Origin of the sequence: Nitrosomonas sp. (assembly GCA_031316255.1) — a bacterium.
Classification (GTDB): domain Bacteria; phylum Pseudomonadota; class Gammaproteobacteria; order Burkholderiales; family Nitrosomonadaceae; genus Nitrosomonas.
The window spans coordinates 3,712,593-3,737,323 of record JALDQW010000001.1 but is presented as its reverse complement, the minus strand read 5'-3'; the positions used below and the strand labels follow the sequence as shown (position 1 = coordinate 3,737,323).

Below are 24,731 nucleotides of genomic sequence, written 5' to 3'. Positions count from 1 at the left end.
CGGTCAGGTACTTCACCAAAGCAGAAAAATTGCTTTTGCGTATCGATTTGATGGGTATGATTTTAGCGATCATGGTGTTTAAGCGGCTTAAGTAAGTTTGATTATTCCGAATGTCATTTCCTGAGCTTTATGATTTCATTGAGCATCACACTTTGTGTTTCCCGGATTGTGTCCAGCGTCATATGTAATTGTGATTTGCCGATGTATTTTGTGCGCTTATCATTGGTAAGCCATAATTTAATCAACCCACCAAGTCGCCCCAGGTCGGCATTGATTTTAAGCAACGCATCCACTTGCCGGTTATCGATGATGCTCGGCACGCTATAACCCAGACCCAGATTGCGCAGATACTCTGCAATCGTTAATCCGGCTTCACTGGCTTTTGCTTTAATCATCATTTCTTCCTCCGGCAATACAGGAACTCTGAGGCGCTTGTCACGTTTGGTGTGCTTTGCATGCTTTGTTCCTTTGTTTCGATTAACAATCTTCCGTTTTTCATCACTTCTTTGGCGCTCCAAAACTGTCATTTCCGCTTACCTCGTAGAGCAAGATCAACGTTGAGCAAAATATTTGCGAATAAAGTTTGCGTGGAGATGGCCATCTCCACATATCTTGCCCTGTTGTGTTAGTTTTTTAAAATATACTACCACTATATTATAAGTTTGCAAACAGTTTATTTTCGTTATATTATAATTTCAACTGCTTTAAAAATGCTTTCAAGAAGCTTCTTTCAAGTAAAAGAAAGTGCTTTTGAAACAAAAAGAAAGGATAAAAAAGCAAAAGAAACGGATTGAAACAAAATGAAACCGAAAGAAACGCTTTTGCAAGTTAATGAAACTTGAAAATGCTTAAGAAGTTTTTTTAGCGAAAAATCAAAAAAAACAAAAAGCAACACAAAAAAATTATTTTCACCAAAGAATAATTGGATACGGAGAACATTGTGATGACCAAAACCTTATCAGAACGTATCGCGCTATTTACAGACAAGAACAAAAATACCGGCAAACAGTTTTTGCCGGTATTTATCGCATTGAAGCAGGATATCGAACAGGCATTACAGGATGGTTGGACGGTGCACCAAGTATGGATCACGTTACATGACGAGGGAAAGATTAAATGTTCGTACCAGTGGTTCAGAACGTTGGTTAATCGCCATATCGCTGATGACAGTAAACAAAGGCTGCGCACTGTAACAGGAAAATCAGCAACCACTGATCAGGATGGATTTCGTTTTAATTCTGCAACTGAAAAAGAGGAGCTTATCTAATGGCCAAGATACATATGATTCTGCAAGGAAAGGGCGGCGTTGGCAAATCGTTTATCTCATCGACATTGGCACAGCATAGGATCGCCAAAGGCAAGAACCCTTTGTGCATCGATACCGATCCGGTCAATGCCACATTTTATGGTTTCAAGAAACTCAATGTTAAGCAGATTAATGTCATGAACAACGACGAGATCGATCCCAGGAAGTTTGACGATCTGATCGAACTCATCGCCAATACAAAAACCGATGTCATTATCGATAATGGTGCGAGCACTTTTGTGCCGATGTCGCATTACCTGATCAGCAACCAGATTCCCGCATTGTTGCTGGATATGGGCCATGAACTGGTTGTGCATACGGTAATTACCGGCAGCCAGGCATTGCTGGATACACTTAACGGTTTTGTGCATCTCGTCAAGCAATTTCCGAAGGAAGCATTGTTTGTAGTCTGGCTTAATCCTTACTGGGGTGAGATCACCATGAACGGCAAACAGTTTGAGGAAATGAAAGCGTATCTTGATAACAAAACCCGCGTGTCGGCCATCATTAGAATTCCACATTACAAACCGGAAACATTTGGAAAGGATTTAAGTGAAATCCTGCAATCGAAATTTACGTTTGATGAAGCACTTAAAAACAGCTCCCTGCCGGTCATGGTTCGCCAGCGGTTAACCATTATAAGAAGGCAGTTGTTTACCAATCTTGAAAACGTGGCTGCGGTTTTGTCATGAACAACGACAAGCTGGATGCATTGATCAAACGAATCGCGTCAGAACACGGCATTGTTCTGACAAAAGATGATCCGGTATTGATGATGCATACACTCAATGAAGTATTGCTGGAACAGAATGAAAAAGCGCATGCTGAATTGTTGAACAAATATGAAGCGATTCTGCAGGAAAGTTTTAACCAATGGCATTCATATGCCTGCAAAAAAGCGAATGCACTGATTAATGCACAGCAAAATCATTCCAGCAAAAGCGATAACCCGCTAATAGATCAAAGCATACAGTTGATCAGCGAAAAAATTAGTATCACGATCAATCAAGAAATCCGCGAGCTGACCCGAATTTCCAGGCAGGCGGCCATTATGAATCTACTGGCTGCTGTCTTGGTATTGGTTTCAACAGTTATTGTTTCATTCACGCTGTTATAGCATTTACTCAAAGGTTGGACGGCTTATGAAAACCTTAAACCTAACCGAAGCGGCACAGTTTCTGAAACTGCATCCTGAAGAAGTGCGCCGTCGCGCCAAAGCCGGAATCATTCCCGGCGCCAAATTAGGAAAGCGCTGGGCATTTATTGAAGATGACCTTGCCGATCACATTCGCTCGTTATATGCTTGTACCCGGCAAGCGTTGCAAGTGGGACATGAGGAGAAAAAATTATGTCACTCTTTAAACGCGGTAAAACGTGGTGGATTCGATTCACCGCACCAAGCGGCGAGCGCATTAGATGCTCTGCTGCAACAGAAGACAAAACCCAGGCGCAGGAATTCCACGACAAGCTGAAGGCGGAAGCGTGGAGAGTTGCGAAGGCTGGTGAAAAACCAAAATACACCTGGGATGAAGCTGCTTACAAGTGGTTGATGGAAACGCAGCACAAAAAAACACAGCATGATGATGTTTCTAAAATTAGCTGGCTCCAGCAATTTTTCCGGGGCAAATATCTTCATGAGATCACTCGTGAGGAAATTGCCAGGATAGGTGAGTTAAAGTTAAAAACAACCACTCCGGCTACGGCAAATCGGTTGTTGGCGTTGATTCGTTCTATTTTCCGACGGGCTACTTTTGAATGGGAATGGATTGATAAAGTGCCAACTATTAAGTTGTATCGGGAGCCAAAGCGACGGGTACGTTATTTGAGTGTTGATGAAGCCAATAAGCTCATACAGGAATTACCGGTGCATTTGGCGGATATTGTGCAATTTTCACTAGCAACAGGTTTGCGGCGAGCAAATGTTACAAAACTGGAATGGTCGCAAGTTGACATGCAGCGCAATGTTGCATGGATACATGGCGATCAAGCAAAAGCTGGGAAACCGATTCATGTTTCACTCAATTCTACGGCTATGGATGTTTTAGCGAGGCAAATTGGAAAACATCCTAAAACAGTATTTACTTATAAAGGTAAGTCCGTTATTCAAGTAAATACCAGAGCCTGGCGTAAAGCACTAAAACGTGCTGGTATTGAGGATTTCCGCTGGCATGATTTGCGCCATACCTGGGCAAGTTGGCTAACCCAAAATGGTGTGCCATTAAATGTCATCCAAGAGATGGGGGCATGGGAATCAGCAGAGATGGTTCGACGATATGCACATTTAGCGCCAGCTCAGTTTGCTGCACATGCGCGTGTCGTAGATGCTATGTTTTCTGGCACAAATTTGACACAATCGAAATAATACTTATGTGGATGTGCTTATAAGTTATTGATTATTGGTGCTGTTGCGCGGAATCGAACCGCGGACCTACTGATTACGAATCAGTTGCTCTACCATCTGAGCTACAACAGCATATAAGTACTTCGAGAAATAACAAGTAACCCAGCATTATAATTGCTTGTAGTTAAGCGGGCAAATTAATGATCTGCTTTTTATGAAAGCCCAAACAATTTTCAATGCATATGCATATATACTATGCATGATCAGTATTAAAAAATAATCTTTTTGATTCTATTTTCAAAAACCAAACTATGGATTTATTGACTCAGGGCCTGTTGGGTGCCAGCATGGCACAGTCTGGAGCAAGGCATGATGAAACACGAATTGCCGCTGGAGTTGGATTTCTTGCAGGGGTTATTGCAGATGCAGATATTCTGATTCAGTCAGAAAACGACCCGTTGCTCAATATCGAGTTTCACCGGCATTTTACCCATTCGATTTTTTTTGTTCCATTTGGCGCGTTAATTGCTGCCATAGTGTTATGGCCATTTTTACGCAAGCACCTGCCCTTTGCGCGTATCTATTTGTTTGCTTTTCTGGGGTATTGCCTGAGCGGTGTGCTGGATGCGTTTACCAGCTACGGCACACATTTGTTGTGGCCGCTCAGCGATGAACGTACGGCGCTAAACATGATTTCCGTTATTGATCCGGTGTTTACATTAATGCTGCTGGTGGCAGTTATTTTTGCGCTCAGGAGAAAAACAGTGACTGCAGCACGAGTGGGATTGTTACTGGCGGCCATTTACTTGTCGTTTGGATGGATGCAGTTGCAGCGCGCTGAAGATATAGCCAGGACGCTGGCAGTTGAGCGCAATCATTCCATTGAGCGGCTGCTGGTTAAGCCAACACTTGGCAACCTAGTACTTTGGCGGTCGATTTATCAGACTGACGGTCGTTTATATGTCGACGCTATTCGGATTGGTCCGTTTTCCGATGCGCGTATTTACCCGGGCGATTCGATTGAATTATTCAATTTGACGCGGGATATGCGTGATTTGCCTAAATCGTCCGTACTGGCTGGCGACATTGAACGTTTTACAAAATTTTCCGATGGTCTGGTAGCGCTTTCGACTGAACATTCCGAAGTACTGATTGATGTGCGTTATTCCAATTTACCGATGACGCTGTCTCCGCTATGGGGCATTGAGCTGGATACCACACAACCGGAACGTCATGCCAAATACACGTTATATCGAGATGCGTCGAACGAAACCAGGGAAAAATTCATAACATTACTTATGGGAAGAGATTTGGATTAAGTCGCTCTAATAAGTGAAACACTATTCCAGTGCGGAGATCCATTTAGCATACAGGCGGTCAGCAACGGCGTTCAGTTTTGCCACGCGTTCGGCCAGATTTTTTTCCATCTCGGCGGGCGACTGCACCGCCGGTTCATTCATCTGGATGATTTCCTGGAAATTGACATCACTCCAATCCTTGACCATGCGCTCCGTCATTTCAACATGGCATTGCATGCCCAGATGAATACCCATGGCGAATGCCTGATTTTCGCAGTGAGGGCTGGAAAGAATACAGGTTGCGCCTTCAGGAGGGCTAAAAGTTTCGCCATGCCAATGGAAAGTTTCGAATTCAGTAATGTCATCAAACCATGCACGCGCCACTTGATTTTCTGCCACTGTTACGTTTCCCCAACCCATTTCCTTGAATAAATTGTGTGTGACAAAGCCGCCGAGTGCCTTCGCGATCAGTTGCCCCCCCAGGCAATGCCCCAACAAAGGCACATCATGCCTGACTGCAAGCCGGATCAAGTTCATGGACGGTTCAATCCAGGGCAAATCGTCATTGACGCTCATAGAACCGCCCATAAAAACAAGTCCGCTGTACGAATCTATGTTTGCCGGCAATTTTGCACCCGCATCAATCTTGATCAATTCCCATGGGATATGATTGTTATCGAGAAATGTGGCAAAATAGCCGGGGCCTTCAATGGGCAAATATCTGAAAATTGCAACTGGCTTCATGGGGTTTCCTGATGAAAATAATTAAAAAACTTACGGCTGTGTACTTTATGTGCGCTCATCATATTTTCTCCTGATAACTGATGTCAATTTTGCCCATGTTTTCTTATCCCGATTCCTTTATGATCGAAATGATTTTCTGCGTATAAACCCGTTGGCCTTATTTATTTATCGAAATTTTATTATTCAATGTCTGTGAAAATAAATCCATTTACTGATCTGGTACGTATTGAGCAATTGCGCAAAATAGAATCTGCGAAGGCTAAGGAACTGTCTTATGCCAGCATTGAGGATATGGAAAATCAGACAATGGCAGACTTTAAATACGCCGATTTTACACAACGGCTTTCTACACGCGCAGACCGCCTGATTCAAGACAACGAACTCGAAGATGCGATTAATAAACCGCGCGATCAGTTCAAGCACGCCGGGTGGGCCTGTCTGGCTATCGCGGCAATATTGGGCGCACTGGCTGCCGGAAATGCCGTCAGCGAATTGTATACATTGAATATTTACTGGCTGCTTGCCGTATTGCTGGGATTCAATCTGTTGTCATTGATATTGTGGGTCACTGGCATCGCATTTAATTTACAGGGTTTGAGCAGCGGTATCGCTGCGCAATTGGCCAGCTGGCTTCCTTTTAGGAATAAAGACAACGACACGACCGAATCGCTTGCGCGGCGCGCCTGGTGGGAAAGTAGCCTGACCGGTGGTGTCGGCAAGTGGCGCATCAGCGTTTTGACGCATCAATTCTGGATAGCGTATCTTGCCGCAGGGCTTGTATTGTTGATTCTGCTGATGCTGGCCAAACAATACAATTTTATCTGGGGAACAACATTATTGCCCGAAAGCAGCCTGCCAAGACTGACTGAATCGCTGGGCAAACCTTTGACACTGATTGGACTGGAAATACCCGATGCCCATCAGATCTCTTCAAGCAGAATGGGAGAAGCCAGGCAGGATGCACAAACACGCAGTGCATGGGCTCGATTTCTGCTTGGTGTCTTGCTGATTTATGGATTGTTGCCGCGATTTTTGTTGCTTGCCCTTTCGATCATGCTGTTGAAATGGTCAGAGCACCGATTTAAACTCGATTTGTATTTGCCTTATTACATCGACCTGCGTCAACATCTGATGGCGCGCAAACCAACCCCGAAAATAATTGATGCCGACCCCTTTGCCGGAACGAAACCTGTTGAAGTTCAGCATACGCCGGTCAATAATGCGATTCCCGAAAATGCGCATACTTTAGGCATTGAACTGGATGATAAAATTGACTGGCCGGATTCCGTGACCTGCCGTTTGAATATTATTGACCAGCAGACACAGGAAGAAGCAATTGAATTGGTTAAAAAACTGGACGGCGCACTGTTGATCGGCGTAGCGGCTTATCGTTTGCCCGATCGCGGTGTTCAACGCATCATCAAGGATATTCTTGCCGCCACAAAGTGCAGGCCATGGCTGCTGCTTCTGAATAAAAATCCTGCCGCGCCAGTTTCCAACAGCCGGGAACTGGCCTGGTTCCGTTTGGCGGAAGCGTGTGGAATTCCCGCTGAGCATGTTATTACTCAATAAATGACCATGGCAATACATACTTCATCTCCAGCTTCACATTCATTGCTGAATATCGCCGTTGTTGGGCATACCAACACGGGTAAGACGTCACTGATCAGAACCATGCTGCGAAGCACCGAATTCGGGGAAATCGAGGACGCCGCGGGCACGACGCGCCATGTTGAACAGGCAACGATTTCTGCGGGCGATTTGGCTGTGCTGAATCTGCATGACACACCCGGACTGGAAGATACGCATGCGCTATTTGACTATTTGAAAAAAATGAGTGCGAAATCCAGGTCGGTTGCGCCTGTAAAAATACTGGAGGATTTTGCCGCCAATATTTCGATAAACGATCCACTGGAACAGGAAGCAAAAGTAATCCGCCAGGTGTTACGCAGCGATGTATTGCTGTACGTTATCGATGTGCGCGAACCGTTTTTGGAAAAATACCGCATTGAACTGGAAATACTGACCCGCGCTGCAAAACCAATTATCCCGGTTTTTAATTTTATCGCAGAACACAAGCAGGAATTGTCTTACTGGCGTGAACAACTGGCGACCTACAATATTCATACATCGTTGGAGTTCGATACGGTTGCGTTCACTTTTGAAGCTGAAAAGCGTTTATATCAGAAAATTCAAACACTGGTAGAGGCGCATTACGATAATCTGCAAAAATTGATTGATTATCGCGCCAAGGTATGGGAACGGCTTTGTTTATCCGGCGCAAAACGTATTGCCGAATTGATCGTCAGTGTGGCCTGTTATCGTGAAAGCAAAAAATCCAAGTCCAGTCAAATCACCGATTCGCTAAGTGAAGACCGGTTACATGATTATGTGCGCAAGGCGGAACAAAAATGTCTGAAGGATTTGTTGTCAATTTTTAATTTTTCGGAAAAAGACGTCGCTATTCAGAAAATTCCGGTCAGTAACGGTCAATGGCAACTGGATATTTTTGCGCCCGGCATTCTTAAGGCTTATGGTCTGGATGTCGGCAGTGCGGCTGCAAAGGGCGCCGCAGCCGGCGCAGGCATTGATCTTATGGTTGGCGGTTTAAGTTTGGGCGCTGCAAGTGCGCTCGGCGCAATCGCCGGTGCAGGCTGGTCTACTTTTAAACGCTATGGCGACGAAATAAAGGCTTCGGTACAAGGCACAAAATGGTTTTGTGTGGATGAAAATACGTTACAGGTACTGTATTTAAGACAAAAACAATTGCTTGAGAAACTGATGCATCGCGGTCATGCCGCCTATGACACAATGCAGATTGATACACCGGAAAAAATGCAACTGCCCGACAACTGGTCAAAATTCATCAGCACATTACGCCAGAATCCGGCATGGTATGAATCTACTGCATCCCGCAATAACAATAATCAATATCTGGATATCGAATCCAAACTGATCGCAGGTATTCTTGATTACAAAAAAGTTGCTAAACAGTAACAGAGCAGCAGTGAGTAGTAATGGAAAATAATAATCCGGAATCTGGTCAATGCAGCCTAATCAAAGTGGATACAATATGGTGAAATTGGATTAGCTCTATAGGAGTGGAAATTGACACTTATACCGCCGACCGTTTATTAGATGGACAAACCTTCGGAGATGGTGCTTGAGATTCGCAGTAACGAAGCACAACGCCGTTTGGTCACGTTGCAACTCGGGGTAGGCATTCTGAACCGAGGTTTAAGCTAGTCGTCTCTGAGACAATTCCAAGCATTTGATATTAATCATAGATAGTTGAATTTGTGCTGTCCGAAATGACCAGAAATTTTAAACCCAGATTTTCATTAGAACTTTTTAGGAGTAAAAATGGGGATAAATTTCACGGACAAGGTAAAAGTTCTAGATTTTTCCCATAATCCTTCAAACCATTCACATTGCCGCATGGCAACAGCTAAGTTGATAATTTTTCTGCGGCTGTTTTTGTGATGTAACCTGCTTTGGCAAACAGTTTGTAACGCAATGTTTTAAGGTCAACTCTAAAAATCGAAGTTACAAAATTAAGGCAGGCCAGGAAGAAATGTTATTTTTCTTGTTGGGTGTGTAATAACATTATGTTTCTTAATGTGAATAATCATTTTTGTTGATATAGAATCCAAACATGCAGCTTAGTTTCTTTGACTGTGCAAGCTAAAAGAACTGCTAGAAGAACTGAATCGCACGATCGACTGGAATTTATCCGCTGATCTTCTAAAAGCGACAACCACGAAGCTCAGGAAAAGCGCAGCAGGTCGCAAGCCTTTTGATCGAGTGATGCTATTCAAGAGGCTGGTATTGTAAAGAATGCATAATCTGTCGGAGGACCGGTTGGAGTATCAAGTACGGGATCGATTGAGTTTCATGCGTTTTTTGGGGCTTGATTTGGCGGGGGTGGTACCGGATGCAAAAACGATGTGGGCGTTTCGGGAGGAGTTGAAGGAGAATCAACTGATTGAACGGCTATTTGCGAGATTTGCTGAATGTTTACGGGAGCTGGATGTTGAGCTGAAGTCAGGTCAGATCATTGATGCAACTTTTGTGACGGTTCCCAAGCAACGTAATACGCGTGAGGAGAACAAGATCATCAAGGAAGGTGCGATTCCGATTGAATGGGGGCAAAATCCTCACAAGCTGGCACAAAAAGACATTGATGCGCGTTGGACGAAGAAGAACAACGAATCGTTTTATGGTTACAAAGATCACGTGAATGTGGATCAGTGTACCAAGTTGATAACCCATGGGAATTTACATCAGCGGAAGTTCACGATAGCCAGGTTTTGGCAGAAGTGCTGCAATCCCCTAAAGAGGGAGGGACTGATGTTTACGCGGATTCAGCCTATCGCAGCGAAGCACAGGAAGAAATTCTGGCTACTTCTGGACACACGAGCCGCATTCACGAAAAAGGTGCTCGCAATCATCCACTCACGGACACGCAAAAGTTTGGCAACAAAAAGAAATCACAGGTGCGCGCACGGGTTGAACATGTATTTGGTTCGATGACGAATGAACTGGGTGGAATTGCTATTCGCACCATAGGACTTATGAGAGCAAGTACAAATAGGCTTGCTCAACCTTCGTTTATAACATAAAGCGTGTGGTGACGTTAATTCGCAAAAGGTGCTTCAGTTTCGACAGGATTATTGCGTCAAAAATTGTCTAAAATGGGAAAAAACGAGAGGATAACAATCCAAAATCGCTTTGAATCGAGGAAAAATTAGATTTTTGATCAGAAAAATAATTGAGAATCGAACAAATCGTTCTCCGGCTGGGACAGATTCGCTTAATTTAGGTATTTTTAGAGATGCCTAGTAGTTGATGTTGCAGCTGACTCGCTGAACTACGCCCGAAAAGGTTGCATCTTGAACTTGAATATGCATAGAATCCAAACTTCAAAGTGTGATTAATTAACAAGGGGTACCAGGCGCATGATTGAGTGGTTAGAAATTATTATTTATTCTGTGATGGCGTTGATTTTAGGATTACTTATTGCTGAGATCATCAATGAGAAAATTTCCAAATGAAGAAATTTGCTGTGTGTGTTTGTGTGCGAGAGTCTTTAAGCACCAACCGGAATTCAAGCGGTCTATGAGATGCGTATTGTAAATGTATGGTGGCAGTAGAAGTGGTGGCCTCGAATTCCAGGTAAGCCTGTCTAGAAGTAAAATGTACATTTGGTTTGGCCATGTAACAATTATTTCTCAATTTGATTGTTCAATGAGCGGTATGGAGTAACTCAATGCGACTTTGTCTTTTTTTAATGATGGTTTTTCTGGTGGATCCAGTATTTGGCTGCGACAGTAAACTGCTGGATCAGAATTTTCGTAGGCTTGCGCAGACAGAAACCGTGAATTTGTGCGAGGCTTATTCTGGAAAAGTGTTGCTTGTTGTCAACACTGCGAGCAAATGCGGCTACACGCCACAGTATGAAGGACTTGAGCAGCTGTATCAGAAATATGAACAATTGGGATTCGTTGTGCTGGGGTTTCCATCCAATGATTTTATGGGACAGGAACCGGGGACTGAAACCGAAATTAAGGATTTCTGCCGCCTGAATTATGGCGTCAAATTTCCGATGTTTGAGAAAATCAAGGTAAAACATGAGAGTGCGCATCCTTTTTATGCGCAACTGGCTGAACTATCGGGTACCTACCCGACATGGAATTTCCATAAGTATCTGATTGGCCGGGACGGCAAGCTGATCACTCAATTCAGTCCGCACACAACGCCTTTTGACAAAACGCTTGTGATAGCTATCGAGCAGGCCTTGCAGCCATAAATCGATGGAAGATGAATCCCGTTCTTCTTCAGATCCTTCCAATTCACCGGGTACCCGGAAAACTGAACTCGGTGTCCTGCCAATACTGGTTATTTCCCTGTTTGTTGGATTGATAGCCGGAGCAGGCGTGGATAAGTCGCACATTCTCCCGATAGCAGCCATTGTTGCGGTAGTGATGTTTATCAACAGAAAAAAAATAGCTGCTGAACGCGAAACCACGTTATCCGGTAATGAGACTGAGAATACTGAGCGCACAACAGCAGGTGACTACGTCTGGCCGAAACTTGGTCAGTTTGCTTTTTCTGTCGCGGCGGAATCGTTTCAAAGCGCGATCAAGCAATTGGCGCAGGAAAATATTGATCGTGATGATGATTCGCTTTTCAAGACCTGTATCCTGAAGGCGCAATTAATACCGGACAACGACAATCCCTATGATAGCAACGCTGTTCGTATCGATATTAATAACCGGAGTGTCGGCTACCTGAACCGTGACCAGGCTCTCGGTTTTCACCGCAGGCTGGAAGAACTGGGAATCTCTAATCAAGTCACGTCGTGCAATGCAATGATCGTGAAAAACGAAACAGTTAATGATAATAAGCATGTTTATGACGTAAAGCTTGATATTGAACCGCTTTAAATAGTGTAACGCGCTTGATAAACATGTTTTTCGAGTGCCAAAAAAGCGCACTGATTTGCGTGATTTACTTGACTTGAGTAGTTTGTACTGTGCCACCGTGTAATTAAGGCTATCCCAATGGAGACAGTTGCGACAACACATCAATAGAACCCTGTAAGCCACGCCAGTTCGAATGGGGCAAGCTGCTTGAATGGAATACCGGCCAGTTTTGCGGCATTTGATGCGTAAGTAGAAAATTCAATTAATTGTGCCTGAGCCTTGTATAAAGCCGAATAGTTGCCGAAGCAAAAAACTAAATAGTCAACCCTGAAAAAAGATATTCTGAAAGATCTTAAGCACAATAATTTCAACCAGGGATTCTTTATCTTGCCTGCACACTTTTTTCAGAAATTTCCGGCGGCAATGCTTATTTTTGCCTTATGTTTTACTGCAAAAAACAGCCAAAAAATGGCCAACAGCCATTGTTGTTGATACCGCGCTGTATGACATGCTGGGGTTGACCGGGAACGTCATATCGTGGAAGTCGAGCCATTTTTTATCGTTGTCACTTGCCGAGTCATAGCCAAGTATGGCTCAATTTTGCAAAACAATCGAGTCTGACCCCTTTGGTGTTTTTCGAGTCTGACCCCTTTGGTGTTTTGGAGTCTGACCCCTTTGGTGTTGGGATATCGAATCCAAACTGATTGCAGGTATTCTTGATTACAAAAAAGTTGCTAAACAGTAACAGGGCTGCAGTGAGTAGTAATCGAAAATACGAATCTGAAATCTGGTGTTAAACTATATCTCTTCATCAGAACGCAATCTTTCCTTAAAACCCTTCAGTATTTCTTCGCTGTCTTTATCTACCCAGCCATTTTTTTCTGCAGATTTTTCAGCAGCAATCAAGTAGGAAATAAGGCAGCCATGTCACGAATGGTTGTTTGAACTAATTTCAATTGTCAATAGCGGAGCAAAAATGTACCAGATAGCGCGTTAAAAGTGTACCAGTAAAGTTAATAAAAAAGAGGAATTAATCCTCGGGTTTAGCGCTTTTATTTTTTATATTCCGGGGTTGAAATAAAGCGCAGTGTATTCCCCAACTACTCATTATTTTTTTTGGTGTTCTCCTTTCCTATAAGTGTGGAATTCATTGATTGTTTTTGTCGCTTCTTACTTGCAGCCAGGCGATACGATTCACCATTCATTTCCAGGATATGGACATGGTGGGTCAAACGATCCAGCAGTGCGCCGGTCAATCGTTCTGACCCCAGAACACTTGTCCATTCGTCAAACGGTAAATTCGATGTGACCAGGGTGGCGCCATGTTCGTAACGGCGACTAAACACTTCAAACAAGAGCTCTGCGCCTACTGCAGTAAATGGCACATAACCCAGTTCGTCGATGATCAACAATTTGGTGTTAGCCAGCTGTTTTTGCAATAGACGCAACCGTTTCTCATCACGCGCTTCCATCAATTCATGTACCAAAGCTGCGGCCGTCTTAAAGACAACGCTCAAACCTTTCTGACAAGCGGCCAGCCCTAAAGCTAACGCTGTATGCGTTTTGCCAACGCCCGAAGGCCCCAATGCAATGACATTTTCACGCTTGTCAATCCATTCGCAGCGCATCAGCTCTAATACCAACGATTTATTCAATTCTGGAATTGCAGTGAAATCGAAGGTATCCAGGCTTTTAATCACCGGGAATTTTGCCATACGTATACGCCGCTCAGTATTGCGTCGCTCACGGTCGATACGCTCAAGCTCACATAACCGTAATAAGTAACGCGCGTAATCAACACCTTCATTTGCGCATTCGATTGCAACCTTCTCATATTCACGAGCAAAGGTCGAAAGCTTCAATGCCTTGAAATGATTCTCCAGCAAAACCTGTGGTGTAACTGTCGTGGAAATCGATGTTTCATTCATAATGACTCTCCATTACAGGTTTTTGAGTTGCTTCGGATATTTGCAACAGGCTTAAGTACGTCCTAGGTTCGGTGGGTAGTACATTGGCATTGGGTAGATAGGGGTAACACGTCAGATCGAGTTTCGCTGGCCGTTGTTCAATTGCACACAGAATCAGATGCTTGATCGCGTCAAATCCAATTGAACCCAAATCAATCGCTTTTTTTATCGCATGTTCAACTTGCGCTTGGCTAAAATTCTCCAGTAGCCGCAAAACCTGGATATATTCCTTGCGACCACGCCGTTCCAACCGCGCTTCAAGCAATCGGCGCAAACGATCAAATACTTCGGGCAGCACCCAATCCTGGAGGGGCGCCGCCTGATCCAATGCGCGCGGCTTTTGTTCCAGCAATGCCAAATAATGCAGCGGGTTATAGATGAATTCTTCCCGGCCATAGCTGCGTTGATGTCGTGCAATGGTGTCCGCACCCAGACAAATATCAACATGATCAACGTAACCTTTGACCAGCACTTCCCGATGACCGTACTGAGTGGGTACCGAGTAGTCGTTGGTTCGATAGCGCACCAGAGACAGAGAAGATACACGAGTCGAAATCTTGTGGCATGCATCAAACTCAGCTGCAGGCAATGCCATGAGTGCAGCAGCATCACGCTTCATACGCTCAGCAATGGTTTCAGTTTGCCCACGTAGCTTAGCTTGTTGGCGTTTGATACAACCGTCCAGCAACCTGGTGTTCAAGGCATCAAAATTATCAGCTATCGGCAACGGCACCATGAAATGGCGACGATTGAAACCAACCATGCCTTCAACATTGCCTTTATCATTACCCCGCCCTGGACGTCCAAATTTGTCTTCAAACAGATAATGACTTTGCAGTTCACTGAATGCTTTAGTCCGCTTACGCTTGCCATCACCCAGTATTTTAGCGACGGCGAGCCTGGTATTGTCATATAAAATAGATTGCGGCACACCACCTAAAAACGCAAATGCAGCAACATGCCCATCCAGAAAGGATTCGGTATCTTCCGTCGGATAGGCTTTGACAAAGCAGCCGTCCGAATGTGGCAGATCAAGACAGAAATAATGAAACCGTACCAGCTTGCCACCAATATAACCGTCAGCTTCGCCAAAGTCTACCTGAGCGTGGCCAGGTAAATGGACCAGCGGCATAAACATCTCCTTCTGCTGAATCTTGGCTTTATAAACATAATTACGCACAATGGTATAGCCGCCAGTGAATCCATGTTCATCGCGCAATCGCTCCAATATCCGGGTTGCCGTATGACGTTGTTTGGGATGAACTGTTTTATCAGCTTCAAGAATGGCATCTATAATGCCAGTGAAAGCGGCTAGCTTTGGTGAAGCAGGAGAACTCTTGCGCCGGTAACCTGGCGTGTAAATCGGCATGTAAAACTTACCAGAATTTTCGGAAAATCGGCGTTGAAAAGTTTCCACTCTGAGATGATAAATTACCGGCATTTTGCTGGAGAACTTTGGAGTGATAGAGATGGATATAATTGCCGAAATCAGAAGGCGACATTTTGTCAGTAAAGAAAAAATCAGTTCAATTGCCCGTTCATTGGGGCTGTCCCGTCCTACAGTCAGGAAACATTTAAAGACGGAGGCTGAACCGGAATATCGGCGTCAAACGCAATGTGCGCCGAAGCTAGGAGAATTTAAAGCGTTATTGACCAGTTGGCTGGAAACAGAGGCATTGCTACCGCAAAAGCAGCGTCGAACAGCAATGCGATTATATGAAGGTTTGATAATTGAAGGTTATACAGGCGCTTATGACAGCGTTCGGCGTTTTGTAAAGCAGTGGAAAGCAGAGAACAAGGATACCCCGGCACCCAGGCAAACGTTTGTTCCTTTAGCGTTTAAACCCGGTGAAGTCTGTCAATTTGACTGGAGTCAGGAAGTTGTTGATCTGGGTGGGCGGGAACAAGTCGTCAAGGTGGCGCATTTTCGTTTGTGTTACAGCCGCAAGATGTTTGTCGTCGCTTATTTCAGGGAAGCGCAGGAGATGCTGATGGATGCGCATAATCGTGCATTTGCGTTCTTTGGTGGCGTGCCGCTGCAGATGGTTTAGACAATCCCAAGACAATTGTGGATGCGGTTTTGATGGGCAAAGAGAGAAAGTTTAATCGGCGGTTTATGGCATTGGCGAATCACTATTTGTTTGAACCGGTTGCCTGCACGCCGGCGGCCGGCTGGGAGAAAGGTCAGATAGAGAATCAGGTGGGTAATGTCAGAGAATGGCTGTTCACGCCGCGCATAAAGTTTGCAACGCTGGATGACTTAAACCGCTGGCTGGCGCAGCGTTGTCATGAGCTGTCAAACAGGAAGCATCCTGATTTTGCACAAACCATTGCGGAATGTTTTCAGCAGGAACAACCGTTATTGCGGCAAATCACAACACCATTTGCCGGTTATGTTGAGCACCTGATGAAAGTCTCCAGAACCTGCCTGGTGCGTGTTGACCGGAATCAGTACAGTGTACCGGCCCAATGGTCCGGGAAGGTGGTTTCGGTCAGAGTATTTGCCGGTCATCTTGATATTGTGGCGGAGGGAAAAGCGATTGCGACGCATCAACGCAATTTCCTGCGCGATCAGCTGATCTGTAATCCATGGCATTATTTGCCCGTGCTGGAGAAGAAACCCGGTGCTATCCGTCACGGCGCGCCATTCCAGAACTGGGAACTACCGGAATCGATCCGTCACGTACGTGAGAAACTTCAGAAGCAAGATAAAAATGAACGCGCTTTTGTTGATCTGTTGTTATTGACCCGCGAAGCCGGTCTTGATGCACTTGAGACAGCCTGTGAACTGGCGTTGGAATCCGGTGTTGTCAATGCCAGTGTGTTGCAGAATGCTATACGGCGTTTGATTGAACCAGTTCGTTCCAAGACATTGAATACCGGCGATACCTTACAACTAACCACTGAACCGCTGGCCGATTTCCAGCGTTACGATCATTTGCTTGGAAGCCGCCATGTCCACTGACTTGCTTACCCAACTCAAAGCATTGCATCTGTATGGCATGAGCGACGCCTGGTCTGAGTTAAGCGCTGAAATGCCGCAACGCAAGCAAATATCGCCGGAAACCGTATTAAGCCAACTGATCAATGCCGAAATAGCCGAACGCCAGCTACGCAGCCTGAAATACCAGATGAAGGCTGCAAAGTTTCCAATCCACCGCGACCTGGTGAAATTCGACTGGAATGAAACGCCACTCTCACGCCAACAGATAGAACAGCTCTCAACGGCTGCTTTTATGGATGATGCACATAACCTCATCCTGGTCGGTGGCACCGGTACCGGCAAAACCCATTTGGCCACAGCACTGGGCGTTGCCGCTATTCATCATGGCAAACGCATTCGATTCTTCAACGCTGTGGACTTGGTTAACCTGCTGGAGCAGGAAAAACAACTGAATAAAACCGGACACCTGGCCAGAAGGCTCATTCAGATTGACGCAGTCATCCTTGATGAACTGGGCTATCTGCCTTTCCCGGAATCAGGTGGCGCACTCCTGTTTCACTTGATCAGCCAGCTGTATGAGCGCACTTCACTCATTATAACGACCAACCTGAAATTCAGTGAATGGGTGCAGGTTTTTGGCGATGCCAAAATGACCACTGCATTGTTAGACCGTATTACACATCATTGCGACATCCTGGAAACCGGCAATGATTCTTACCGTTTCAAACATCGAAAACAATGTATAAAAACCAATTAACCAACTAAACAAGGTGGAAACTTTTCGACGCCGATGACTGGAAAATTTTCAATGCCGATTGACAACCTGGCGGTACCGCATATTGACACATCTTCTTAACAGTCTCGCGGTGAATACCAAAATAACGCGCGACTTCTCGCTCGCTTTTGCCTTCAACCATCACCGCCCGTCGTATTTTTACATATAGTTCCACTGAATACATCCTTTCGCCTTTCACTTGGTGCTAAACGCATCAGCTTACAGGCATCAGACTGGCACACTTTTATTCCGCGATATTCGCAAAATCTTGTGCGCTTCAGTGGTACATTTTTACTCCGCTATTTACATTCAATCAGGTGACTGACGAACAGATTGAGCATGTCATGGATAGAGTCAATAATCGACCATGCAGAAGCAGAGGATAGAAATCACCAGACGAATTATTTTGGGACGGCAAGTTGATTTACTTGCCATGTAAGTTAATTGCACTTATTACTTGAATCCAAGATATATTAAAAACCGCTTTCAATAAGAAAATAATAAAAATTAAAAACCAAGCGACTATTACTAGCTTAACAATAAAATTAAATAATTTAGTATGACTTATACCTACATTTATGGCCTTTTCATAAAGGCCATGTAAATTATATGCCCCAATATCAGATGCCGTACGAATAACTATTTTTCGATAATTATGTGCCAAATATGTTAAACGTTTATCGATAAAACAGATAATCAATCCCATTACAAAAGCTAATAGAGAGAAAGCAACTTTACCTAAAGAATCATTAGCATGAACAAATACCGCAGCAATTAATAAGCCATTAGCAGTTAAAAAAAAACCGAATACTTTAAGACGATAATCCAAAAAGAATCTCATAGATTCATATGCCTTTTCAAATTCAAATTTCTTTATCTCATACATAGGCTGAATACATCGCTTTATAAAAAATTTATCATGAGCATAGAAAAGTAAGAAAAAAATCAACCAAAATATAAGCAAATAAAGCTCATTTACTTTTGAATGATTATCGAAATGAGAATTATAGATACCGACAGGGTTATGATAGACCTCCATAATAAAGCCAATCGCGGGAAGCACAGAAAAGCTAAATACACAAGATAATAGGATTCTCTGACCTTCAGTACGTTTTTTTGGCAATTCATAACAAAATATGAAAGAAATTAGAATAAAAGAAATTATGATACTTAGCACACCATAGGAACCTGGTGCCATAAAAACAGCTATAGCAGCAACAACTACAGTTACTGATAATGTAGTCGGGTTACTTTTATCACGAATTTTATTCATACACTATAAAAAAATAATATTAACTTCTACGAAGAGGTACCTACAAAAAGGTACCATTAAGTCTTGCATTACGACATACTGTCCAGCAAAAGAATTTTCCCCATCATTTTTGCTAATGCCTGTCCATCTTTCGATACTGAATCGCTTCGGCAATATGTTGGCTGCTGATTTGATCTACACCCGCTAAATCCGCAATTGCAGCAAAAAGGTGTCACCCATTAGCCGTCCTGAGTCAATAGTCCGAACGAAATACTCGCCTTACGGCGATACATTAATCCTCAATAACACCATTACAAAACAGTTTTGCTGAAAATTTCGCGCCTGTTGCTTCATATTTTTGGTGATGCAAATCGCACCAGTCACCCATCTGGATCAAGTGAGAACAGAATCCTGTTTCACCCTGGCAGCAACGCTGCCCCGGAAGCATCTCAGTGCCGTCTTGTATCCAATTGTTTGTTCAAGTCTGTGGCTACCAATAGGTGCCAACCCTTTCTGGCTTACAATCCGGGCGATTCACTTCAGTCAAACTGTCAGCAATGGCGGATGGCGCGGCGTCCAATCAGGTCCGGTGGCTCGATATCCAACCCCTATGCTGGCTTAACCGGCCATCGCCAAATCTATACTATACAAAACAGCGTTCTACAGAGAATACTTCTCCTGTTCTTAACATGTGATAACAGGCGCGCGCCAGTTTATGCGCAACTGCTTTGATGGCAACAATACCGTTGCGTTTGGCTTTTTTGCGCTGGTAAAACTTTCTTGCCGGTTCGCAATAACGTACTGCAAAGTTGGCCGCTTCAACATACGCCCACGCCAGATAGCGGTTGCCATTTTTAGTGTTACCACTGCCTTTTTTCTTACCGTTGGACAGGTGTGCGCTGCCGACACAACGGCAGTAAGAAACATAGTTACCAGCATCTGCAAACCGCTCGATCTCTCCAGTCTCAAGTAATATGACTGTCGCCAGCACATCGCCAATACCTGCGGTGCTTTTGAGTAACCGAAAAGCGGGATCGGTTCGGCAATAACTTTCCAATACAGCTTCAACACGGCCAATCTGGTCTTGTAGTGCATGCATGACGGCCAGATTGGTTTGCAATCCGAGTATTTCGGTTGAGCCAAGATTCAATTGTTCTAAATCGGACTCAGTCAGTTGTTTGATCGTGTTGCTGTTGGCGCGCGCCCCGGTATAACGCTGCATCGCCGATTCGATTGTAATAATCTGCGCACTGCGTTGCTGTACCAGTTGCATGCGCTTTCGCGCCAGATCGCGCATCGCACGCTTGTCTTTGGGCATGATGTAGCCTTCCGGCAACAAGCCCAGCCGCAACAAATGTGCCAAGTGCCTGGCATCCGATTCATCGCCGCGATGTTTCATCCCGTCATATTGCTTGACCGCCACGGTGTTGACCAGATGCACTGAATAATCCCGCTCCTGCAAACCATCAATCAGCCAGTACCAGTTGAAAGTTGACTCAACTGCAATGCCGGATATTTCGTCCCGATAAGGCGACATAGCCTCAAGAATTTCAACCATATTGTTGCCATGCCGTTTGCTGTACACAACCCGGTCGTCTTCATCAATTATTACTATAAAACTGTTGTTTGAATGTAGGTCTATGCCGCAAAATAACATCTCGTCCTCCGTCGATAAAGTTGGTTCGTACCTTAACTTTATCCTTTCCAGCTACCGCTGGGGCGGGGGACGGCTAGATGATTATCAGGTCTTGTGCAGCAAAAAGGTGTCAGGTCTTGCATTACGACATACTGTCCAGCAAAAGAATTTTCCCCATCATTTTTGCTAATGCCTGTCCATCTTTCGATACTGAATCGCTTCGGCAATATGTTGGCTGCTGATTTGATCTACACCCGCTAAATCCGCAATCGTTCGTGCCACTTTAAGGATGCGATGGTATGCGCGGGCGGACAGGTTCAAGCGGCTGATAGCCTGTTTGAGCAGGTTTTCGCTGACGGTGTCGAGTACACAGTGCCGGTCGATTTCCTTGACGCTGAGTTGACTGTTAGTTTTTTTCTGCCGGCTGGTTTGAAGATGATAAGCGTTTTCCACGCGATGCCGAATCGTTTCGCTTTTTTCTCCCGATGTCTGCTTTCGCATCAGTTCATCTTGCGGTATCGCCGGGACTTCGATTTGCAGGTCGATGCGATCCAGTAGCGGTCCGGAAATTTTTCCGCGATAGCGTGTGATCTGGTCGGGGGTGCAGTGACATTTTCCGGAAGGATGGCCCAGGTAGCCGCAAGGGCAGGGGTTCATTGCGGCGATAAGCTGGAAACGGGCGGGGAATTCGGCCTGACGCGCCGCGCGGGAGATGGTTATTTTTCCGGATTCGAGTGGTTCTCGCAGTACTTCGAGCACTTTGCGGTCAAATTCGGCGAGTTCATCCAGGAACAACACACCATGCATCGCCAGCGAGATTTCTCCGGGACGGGGATGGCTGCCGCCACCTACGAGCGCTACGCCGGATGCAGTATGGTGTGGCGCGCGGTAGGGCCTACGCTTCCAGTTGGCGATATCAAAACTGCCGTGGCTGAGAGACTGGATAGCGGCGGATTCCAATGCCTCGACTTCAGACATGGGTGGCAGTATGCCGGGAAACCGTGCGGCAAGCATGGATTTTCCGGTGCCAGGCGGGCCTGTCATCAGTACGCTGTGATTTCCGGCTGCGGCAATTTCCAAAGCGCGTTTGACTTGAACCTGTCCTTTGACTTCCGCCATATCCGGGTAATCAGGGGTATGGTTTTGCCGTTCGGGAGTGCAGTTATAAATGGCTAATGGTTTGTCTCCAGTGAGATGGGCGCAAATCTGCAATAATGAGTGCGCGGCATAAACATGTGCTTTTTTGACCAGCGCAGCTTCAGATGCATTTTGGTGCGGCAGAACAAAACTGCGGCCTGATTGGGATGCGCTGTAGGTCATGGCCAATGCGCCATGAATCGGGCGCAGTTCACCGGTCAACGCCAACTCTCCTGCCCATTCATACTGATCGAGTTTGTCGACAGGGATTTGACCGGATGCGGCCAGAATGCCCAAAGCAATCGGCAGATCAAAGCGGCCACTTTCTTTGGGTAAATCGGCAGGGGCGAGATTGATTGTAATGCGTTGCGCCGGGATTTTAAAATGCGCGGTTTGCAGTGCCGCCCTGACACGATCCTTGCTTTCCTTGACTTCGGTTTCCGGCAGGCCGACGATAGTGAAGCTTGGCAGGCCGTTGGCGATATGCGTTTCAACCGTAACCAGTGGCGCATCCATGCCAGAAAGTGCGCGGCTGTATAAAACAGCTAGAGGCATTTGGGAAGCATGGGCGCATTTCTTGTGCGCGGGTTCATTAATGCAGCGATGGAAGGCCTGATATCTGCATCCATGCTGTTATGTTGAACTGGTTTGTGCCGTTCCGGTATCTGAAGCTGGCTTAGTTTCTGGCTTGGACAAGCCGAGTTGTTGTTCCAGTTCCTGTACTTTGCTTTCCAGTTGAGTCAGTTTTTCGCGGGTTCGTTGCAGCACTTCCTGCTGGATGTCAAACTCATCGCGTGTGACCAAATCCAGACGGGAGAAAACGCTAGATAGCACAGCGCGCATATTTTTCTCAACATCCTTTGCAGGACTGTTTTGCAGTATCTCACTGACTTTGGAATTGATTTCCTCAATGACATTTTTATTCAGCATATTTTTCTCCATGATATAAATTGTGACTTCTGGTAGGTTGGGAATGAATACGACGTGATAAAATCCCATTACCGTCATTACGATTTCGATGACGGGTGTTTTTCAGTCAAGTACTGCTATTATCTACTGTTATGGACTGCTGTTCCACTTCTGAATATTAAAATATCAACGGTTTGATCGTAACAGGATTTGACGGCAGGGTCATCCTCAGAAATTTTTAAACATTTTAATAATCAGCATGAATCGTTTGCAACACCTTGAAAACTGGATACAACAGCAATATCCTGAAATGTTGTTTACATTGCAACCGGCATCTGCGGATGCCAGTTTCCGGCGTTATTTTCGCGTCATTTCAGATAATGATACATTTATCGCCATGGACGCGCCGCCACCGCAGGAAGATTGCGCCCCGTTCGTGCATGTGGCGCAATTACTCGAGCAGGCTGTAAATGTTCCGACAATACGGGCAAAGGATCTGGAACAGGGATTTTTGTTGTTGTCCGATCTGGGTGATTTAACCTATCTGCAGGCATTGACAGATCAACCCAAAGAAGCAAATCATCTGTATTCTGAGGCGACGGATGCGTTGATCAAAATGCAGTTGACACGACACCTCGATGATTTGCCGCAGTATGATGAAGCGCTTTTGCGTTTTGAGCTGAGTCTTTTTCCTGACTGGTATATCGCCAGGCATTTGCAACTTGACCTGAGCGCCGTACAAAAAACAGTTCTCGAGCAGGTGTTTACACGAATTGTTCAAAACAATTTATCTCAACCGCGTGTTTTCGTGCATCGGGATTATCATTCGCGTAACCTGATGGTGACAACGCCGAATCCCGGTGTTCTCGATTTCCAGGATGCCGTAGTGGGCCCAGTTACCTACGATCTGGTATCGTTGTTAAAAGATGCGTATATTGCCTGGGATGAAGAATGCATTCTCGACTGGGCTATCCGTTACTGGGAAAAAGCGCGCCGCGCTGGATTGCCTGTGGCGTCTGATTTTGGTGATTTTTACCGTGATTTCGAGTGGATGGGTGTGCAGCGTCATGTCAAGGTGCTCGGCATTTTTGCGCGCTTGTGCTATCGGGATGGCAAGAACGCCTATCTGGATGATATGCCGCTGGTCATGAATTATCTGCGCAAAGCGTGCAAACGTTATCATGAATTACGTCCCCTGCTCGATTTGCTCGATGAACTGGGCAATAACGCATCGGAATCAAAAGTTGGCTATACCTTCTGAAACAGCAGGTTACAAAGCGATGATTCTGGCTGCCGGTCGTGGTGAGCGCATGCGCCCATTGACCGATAATACGCCGAAGCCACTGCTAAAGGCGGGCAATCATGCGTTGATTGAATATCAAATCAAAAGCCTTGCGCGGGCGGGTTTCAAGGATATTGTGATCAATCACGCTTATCTAGGAGAAATGATTGAAGCCGCTTTGGGCTGCGGCGAGCGTTATGGTGTCCGTATCACGTATTCACCCGAGAAAGTGGTGCTGGAAACAGCGGGGGGGGTTGCCAATGCGCTGCCATTTTTAACTGATGACGCATGCAGCAGGCCGTTTCTGGTGGTCAATGCCGATATTTATTGCGAATTTGACTACGCGATACTGCTGCCGGTTTTGAAAGTCATGCACCAGGTTGATTCCGCTCCGCTTGCGCACCTGATTCTGGTGGATAATCCGCCGCATCATGCTGCGGGCGATTTTGCATTAATACACAATCAGGTCGAAATGACCGGTGACAATCACCTGACATTCAGCGGTATTGGCATTTATCACCCGTTACTGTTTAAGGATGTGGAGCCCGGTCTGCCGGCGAAACTTGCGCCGATATTGCGTACGGCAATTAATCACAAAAAAGTTACCGGAGCATACTATGCCGGCGCCTGGATGGATATTGGCACACCCGAAAGGTTAAATCAGCTGCATAGACAACTGAGCAATCAATACGGATAATGGTCTAAAGTTTTTAGA

23 protein-coding genes, 1 tRNA gene and 2 pseudogenes are annotated in these 24,731 nt (G+C 45.3%); 16 read left to right on the top strand and 10 right to left on the bottom strand.

Annotation, left to right across the window (positions count from 1 at the left end):
• Window positions 1-113 precede the first annotated feature (113 nt).
• Window positions 114-527: a conjugal transfer transcriptional regulator TraJ gene (traJ, locus tag MRK00_16660; protein ID MDR4518999.1), complete on the bottom strand. Its 414-nt coding sequence runs from the start codon at window positions 525-527 to the stop codon at window positions 114-116.
• Window positions 528-943: 416 nt separating this feature from the next.
• Here traJ and MRK00_16655 point away from each other — a divergent pair, with 416 nt between their 5' ends.
• The 5 genes from MRK00_16655 (at window position 944) to MRK00_16635 (ending at window position 3,668) form a co-directional block, all read left to right on the top strand.
• Window positions 944-1,267 carry a TraK family protein gene (locus MRK00_16655; protein MDR4518998.1) on the top strand — a complete coding sequence of 108 codons (324 nt, stop codon included), beginning with the start codon at window positions 944-946 and terminating at the stop codon, window positions 1,265-1,267.
• Entirely contained in the window at window positions 1,267-1,998 is a 732-nt protein-coding gene (locus tag MRK00_16650) for a conjugal transfer protein TraL (protein ID MDR4518997.1), read from the top strand. The genes MRK00_16655 and MRK00_16650 overlap by 1 nt, the downstream gene beginning before the upstream one ends.
• Window positions 1,995-2,423, top strand: coding sequence for a conjugal transfer protein TraM (locus MRK00_16645; GenBank protein ID MDR4518996.1), 429 nt, complete (start codon window positions 1,995-1,997; stop codon window positions 2,421-2,423). Before MRK00_16650 ends, MRK00_16645 begins: the two co-directional genes overlap by 4 nt.
• 25 nt (window positions 2,424-2,448) lie before the next feature.
• Window positions 2,449-2,778, top strand: coding sequence for a helix-turn-helix domain-containing protein (locus tag MRK00_16640; protein ID MDR4518995.1), 330 nt, complete (start codon window positions 2,449-2,451; stop codon window positions 2,776-2,778).
• Window positions 2,779-2,855: 77 nt separating this feature from the next.
• Entirely contained in the window at window positions 2,856-3,668 is an 813-nt protein-coding gene (locus MRK00_16635) for a site-specific integrase (GenBank protein MDR4518994.1), read from the top strand.
• Window positions 3,669-3,703: 35 nt separating this feature from the next.
• Here the strand turns inward: MRK00_16635 and MRK00_16630 are convergent.
• Window positions 3,704-3,779, bottom strand: a tRNA-Thr gene (locus MRK00_16630).
• A gap of 179 nt (window positions 3,780-3,958) precedes the next feature.
• On the opposite strand from MRK00_16630, the gene MRK00_16625 reads away from it, so the two are divergent.
• The gene (locus tag MRK00_16625) at window positions 3,959-4,966 is read left to right on the top strand and encodes a metal-dependent hydrolase (protein ID MDR4518993.1); all 1,008 of its coding nucleotides are present in this window, start codon (window positions 3,959-3,961) and stop codon (window positions 4,964-4,966) included.
• A 21-nt stretch (window positions 4,967-4,987) separates the two neighbouring features.
• Here MRK00_16625 and MRK00_16620 read toward each other — a convergent pair whose 3' ends face one another.
• Window positions 4,988-5,689 carry a type 1 glutamine amidotransferase gene (locus MRK00_16620; GenBank protein ID MDR4518992.1) on the bottom strand — a complete coding sequence of 234 codons (702 nt, stop codon included), beginning with the start codon at window positions 5,687-5,689 and terminating at the stop codon, window positions 4,988-4,990.
• Window positions 5,690-5,875: 186 nt separating this feature from the next.
• Here MRK00_16620 and MRK00_16615 point away from each other — a divergent pair, with 186 nt between their 5' ends.
• The 5 genes from MRK00_16615 to MRK00_16595 all read left to right on the top strand — a co-directional run bounded on the left by MRK00_16615 (window position 5,876) and on the right by MRK00_16595 (window position 12,135).
• Window positions 5,876-7,261 (top strand): DUF2868 domain-containing protein, encoded by a 1,386-nt coding sequence (locus MRK00_16615; protein ID MDR4518991.1) that lies wholly within the window; start codon window positions 5,876-5,878, stop codon window positions 7,259-7,261.
• A 6-nt stretch (window positions 7,262-7,267) separates the two neighbouring features.
• Window positions 7,268-8,686: a GTPase/DUF3482 domain-containing protein gene (locus MRK00_16610; protein MDR4518990.1), complete on the top strand. Its 1,419-nt coding sequence runs from the start codon at window positions 7,268-7,270 to the stop codon at window positions 8,684-8,686.
• An 840-nt stretch (window positions 8,687-9,526) separates the two neighbouring features.
• Window positions 9,527-10,222, top strand: coding sequence for a transposase (locus MRK00_16605; GenBank protein ID MDR4518989.1), 696 nt, complete (start codon window positions 9,527-9,529; stop codon window positions 10,220-10,222).
• A gap of 736 nt (window positions 10,223-10,958) precedes the next feature.
• Window positions 10,959-11,498, top strand: a complete 540-nt coding sequence (locus MRK00_16600) for a glutathione peroxidase (GenBank protein ID MDR4518988.1) — start codon at window positions 10,959-10,961, stop codon at window positions 11,496-11,498.
• A 4-nt stretch (window positions 11,499-11,502) separates the two neighbouring features.
• Complete coding sequence (locus tag MRK00_16595) at window positions 11,503-12,135, top strand: HIRAN domain-containing protein (protein MDR4518987.1); 633 nt, start codon at window positions 11,503-11,505, stop codon at window positions 12,133-12,135.
• Window positions 12,136-13,214: 1,079 nt separating this feature from the next.
• On the opposite strand, the gene istB (MRK00_16590) is transcribed toward MRK00_16595, so the two are convergent.
• Together istB (MRK00_16590) and istA (MRK00_16585) are read right to left on the bottom strand one after the other, a co-directional pair.
• The gene (gene istB / locus MRK00_16590) at window positions 13,215-14,042 is read right to left on the bottom strand and encodes an IS21-like element helper ATPase IstB (GenBank protein MDR4518986.1); all 828 of its coding nucleotides are present in this window, start codon (window positions 14,040-14,042) and stop codon (window positions 13,215-13,217) included.
• A pseudogene (istA, locus tag MRK00_16585) lies at window positions 14,035-15,378 on the bottom strand (IS21 family transposase). The gene istB (MRK00_16590) and the pseudogene istA (MRK00_16585) overlap by 8 nt, the downstream one beginning before the upstream one ends.
• Before the next feature lie 172 nt (window positions 15,379-15,550).
• On the opposite strand from istA (MRK00_16585), the gene istA (MRK00_16580) reads away from it, so the two are divergent.
• Genes istA (MRK00_16580) through istB (MRK00_16570) form a run of 3 tightly spaced genes read left to right on the top strand, consistent with a single transcriptional unit; the run spans window position 15,551 to window position 17,782 of the window.
• Window positions 15,551-16,132 (top strand): IS21 family transposase, encoded by a 582-nt coding sequence (gene istA, locus MRK00_16580; protein MDR4518985.1) that lies wholly within the window; start codon window positions 15,551-15,553, stop codon window positions 16,130-16,132.
• Between the two features lie 17 nt (window positions 16,133-16,149).
• Window positions 16,150-17,046 (top strand): hypothetical protein, encoded by an 897-nt coding sequence (locus tag MRK00_16575; GenBank protein ID MDR4518984.1) that lies wholly within the window; start codon window positions 16,150-16,152, stop codon window positions 17,044-17,046.
• Window positions 17,036-17,782: an IS21-like element helper ATPase IstB gene (istB, locus tag MRK00_16570; GenBank protein MDR4518983.1), complete on the top strand. Its 747-nt coding sequence runs from the start codon at window positions 17,036-17,038 to the stop codon at window positions 17,780-17,782. The genes MRK00_16575 and istB (MRK00_16570) overlap by 11 nt, the downstream gene beginning before the upstream one ends.
• Before the next feature lie 49 nt (window positions 17,783-17,831).
• Here istB (MRK00_16570) and MRK00_16565 read toward each other — a convergent pair.
• The 5 genes and pseudogenes from MRK00_16565 to MRK00_16545 form a co-directional block, all read right to left on the bottom strand.
• Window positions 17,832-17,984 (bottom strand): annotated as a pseudogene (locus MRK00_16565) (IS21 family transposase).
• Window positions 17,985-18,224: 240 nt separating this feature from the next.
• Window positions 18,225-19,073 (bottom strand): hypothetical protein, encoded by an 849-nt coding sequence (locus MRK00_16560; protein MDR4518982.1) that lies wholly within the window; start codon window positions 19,071-19,073, stop codon window positions 18,225-18,227.
• Window positions 19,074-19,695: 622 nt separating this feature from the next.
• Window positions 19,696-20,709 carry an IS110 family transposase gene (locus tag MRK00_16555; protein MDR4518981.1) on the bottom strand — a complete coding sequence of 338 codons (1,014 nt, stop codon included), beginning with the start codon at window positions 20,707-20,709 and terminating at the stop codon, window positions 19,696-19,698.
• A 165-nt stretch (window positions 20,710-20,874) separates the two neighbouring features.
• Window positions 20,875-22,380 (bottom strand): YifB family Mg chelatase-like AAA ATPase, encoded by a 1,506-nt coding sequence (locus MRK00_16550; GenBank protein MDR4518980.1) that lies wholly within the window; start codon window positions 22,378-22,380, stop codon window positions 20,875-20,877.
• 78 nt (window positions 22,381-22,458) lie between these two features.
• Window positions 22,459-22,755 carry an accessory factor UbiK family protein gene (locus tag MRK00_16545; protein MDR4518979.1) on the bottom strand — a complete coding sequence of 99 codons (297 nt, stop codon included), beginning with the start codon at window positions 22,753-22,755 and terminating at the stop codon, window positions 22,459-22,461.
• Between the two features lie 238 nt (window positions 22,756-22,993).
• Between MRK00_16545 and MRK00_16540 the strand changes: the two genes are divergently transcribed.
• Both MRK00_16540 and MRK00_16535 read left to right on the top strand, forming a co-directional pair.
• Window positions 22,994-23,995 (top strand): phosphotransferase, encoded by a 1,002-nt coding sequence (locus MRK00_16540; GenBank protein ID MDR4518978.1) that lies wholly within the window; start codon window positions 22,994-22,996, stop codon window positions 23,993-23,995.
• A gap of 19 nt (window positions 23,996-24,014) precedes the next feature.
• Window positions 24,015-24,713 carry a nucleotidyltransferase family protein gene (locus tag MRK00_16535; GenBank protein ID MDR4518977.1) on the top strand — a complete coding sequence of 233 codons (699 nt, stop codon included), beginning with the start codon at window positions 24,015-24,017 and terminating at the stop codon, window positions 24,711-24,713.
• The last annotated feature ends 18 nt before the right edge of the window (window positions 24,714-24,731 follow it).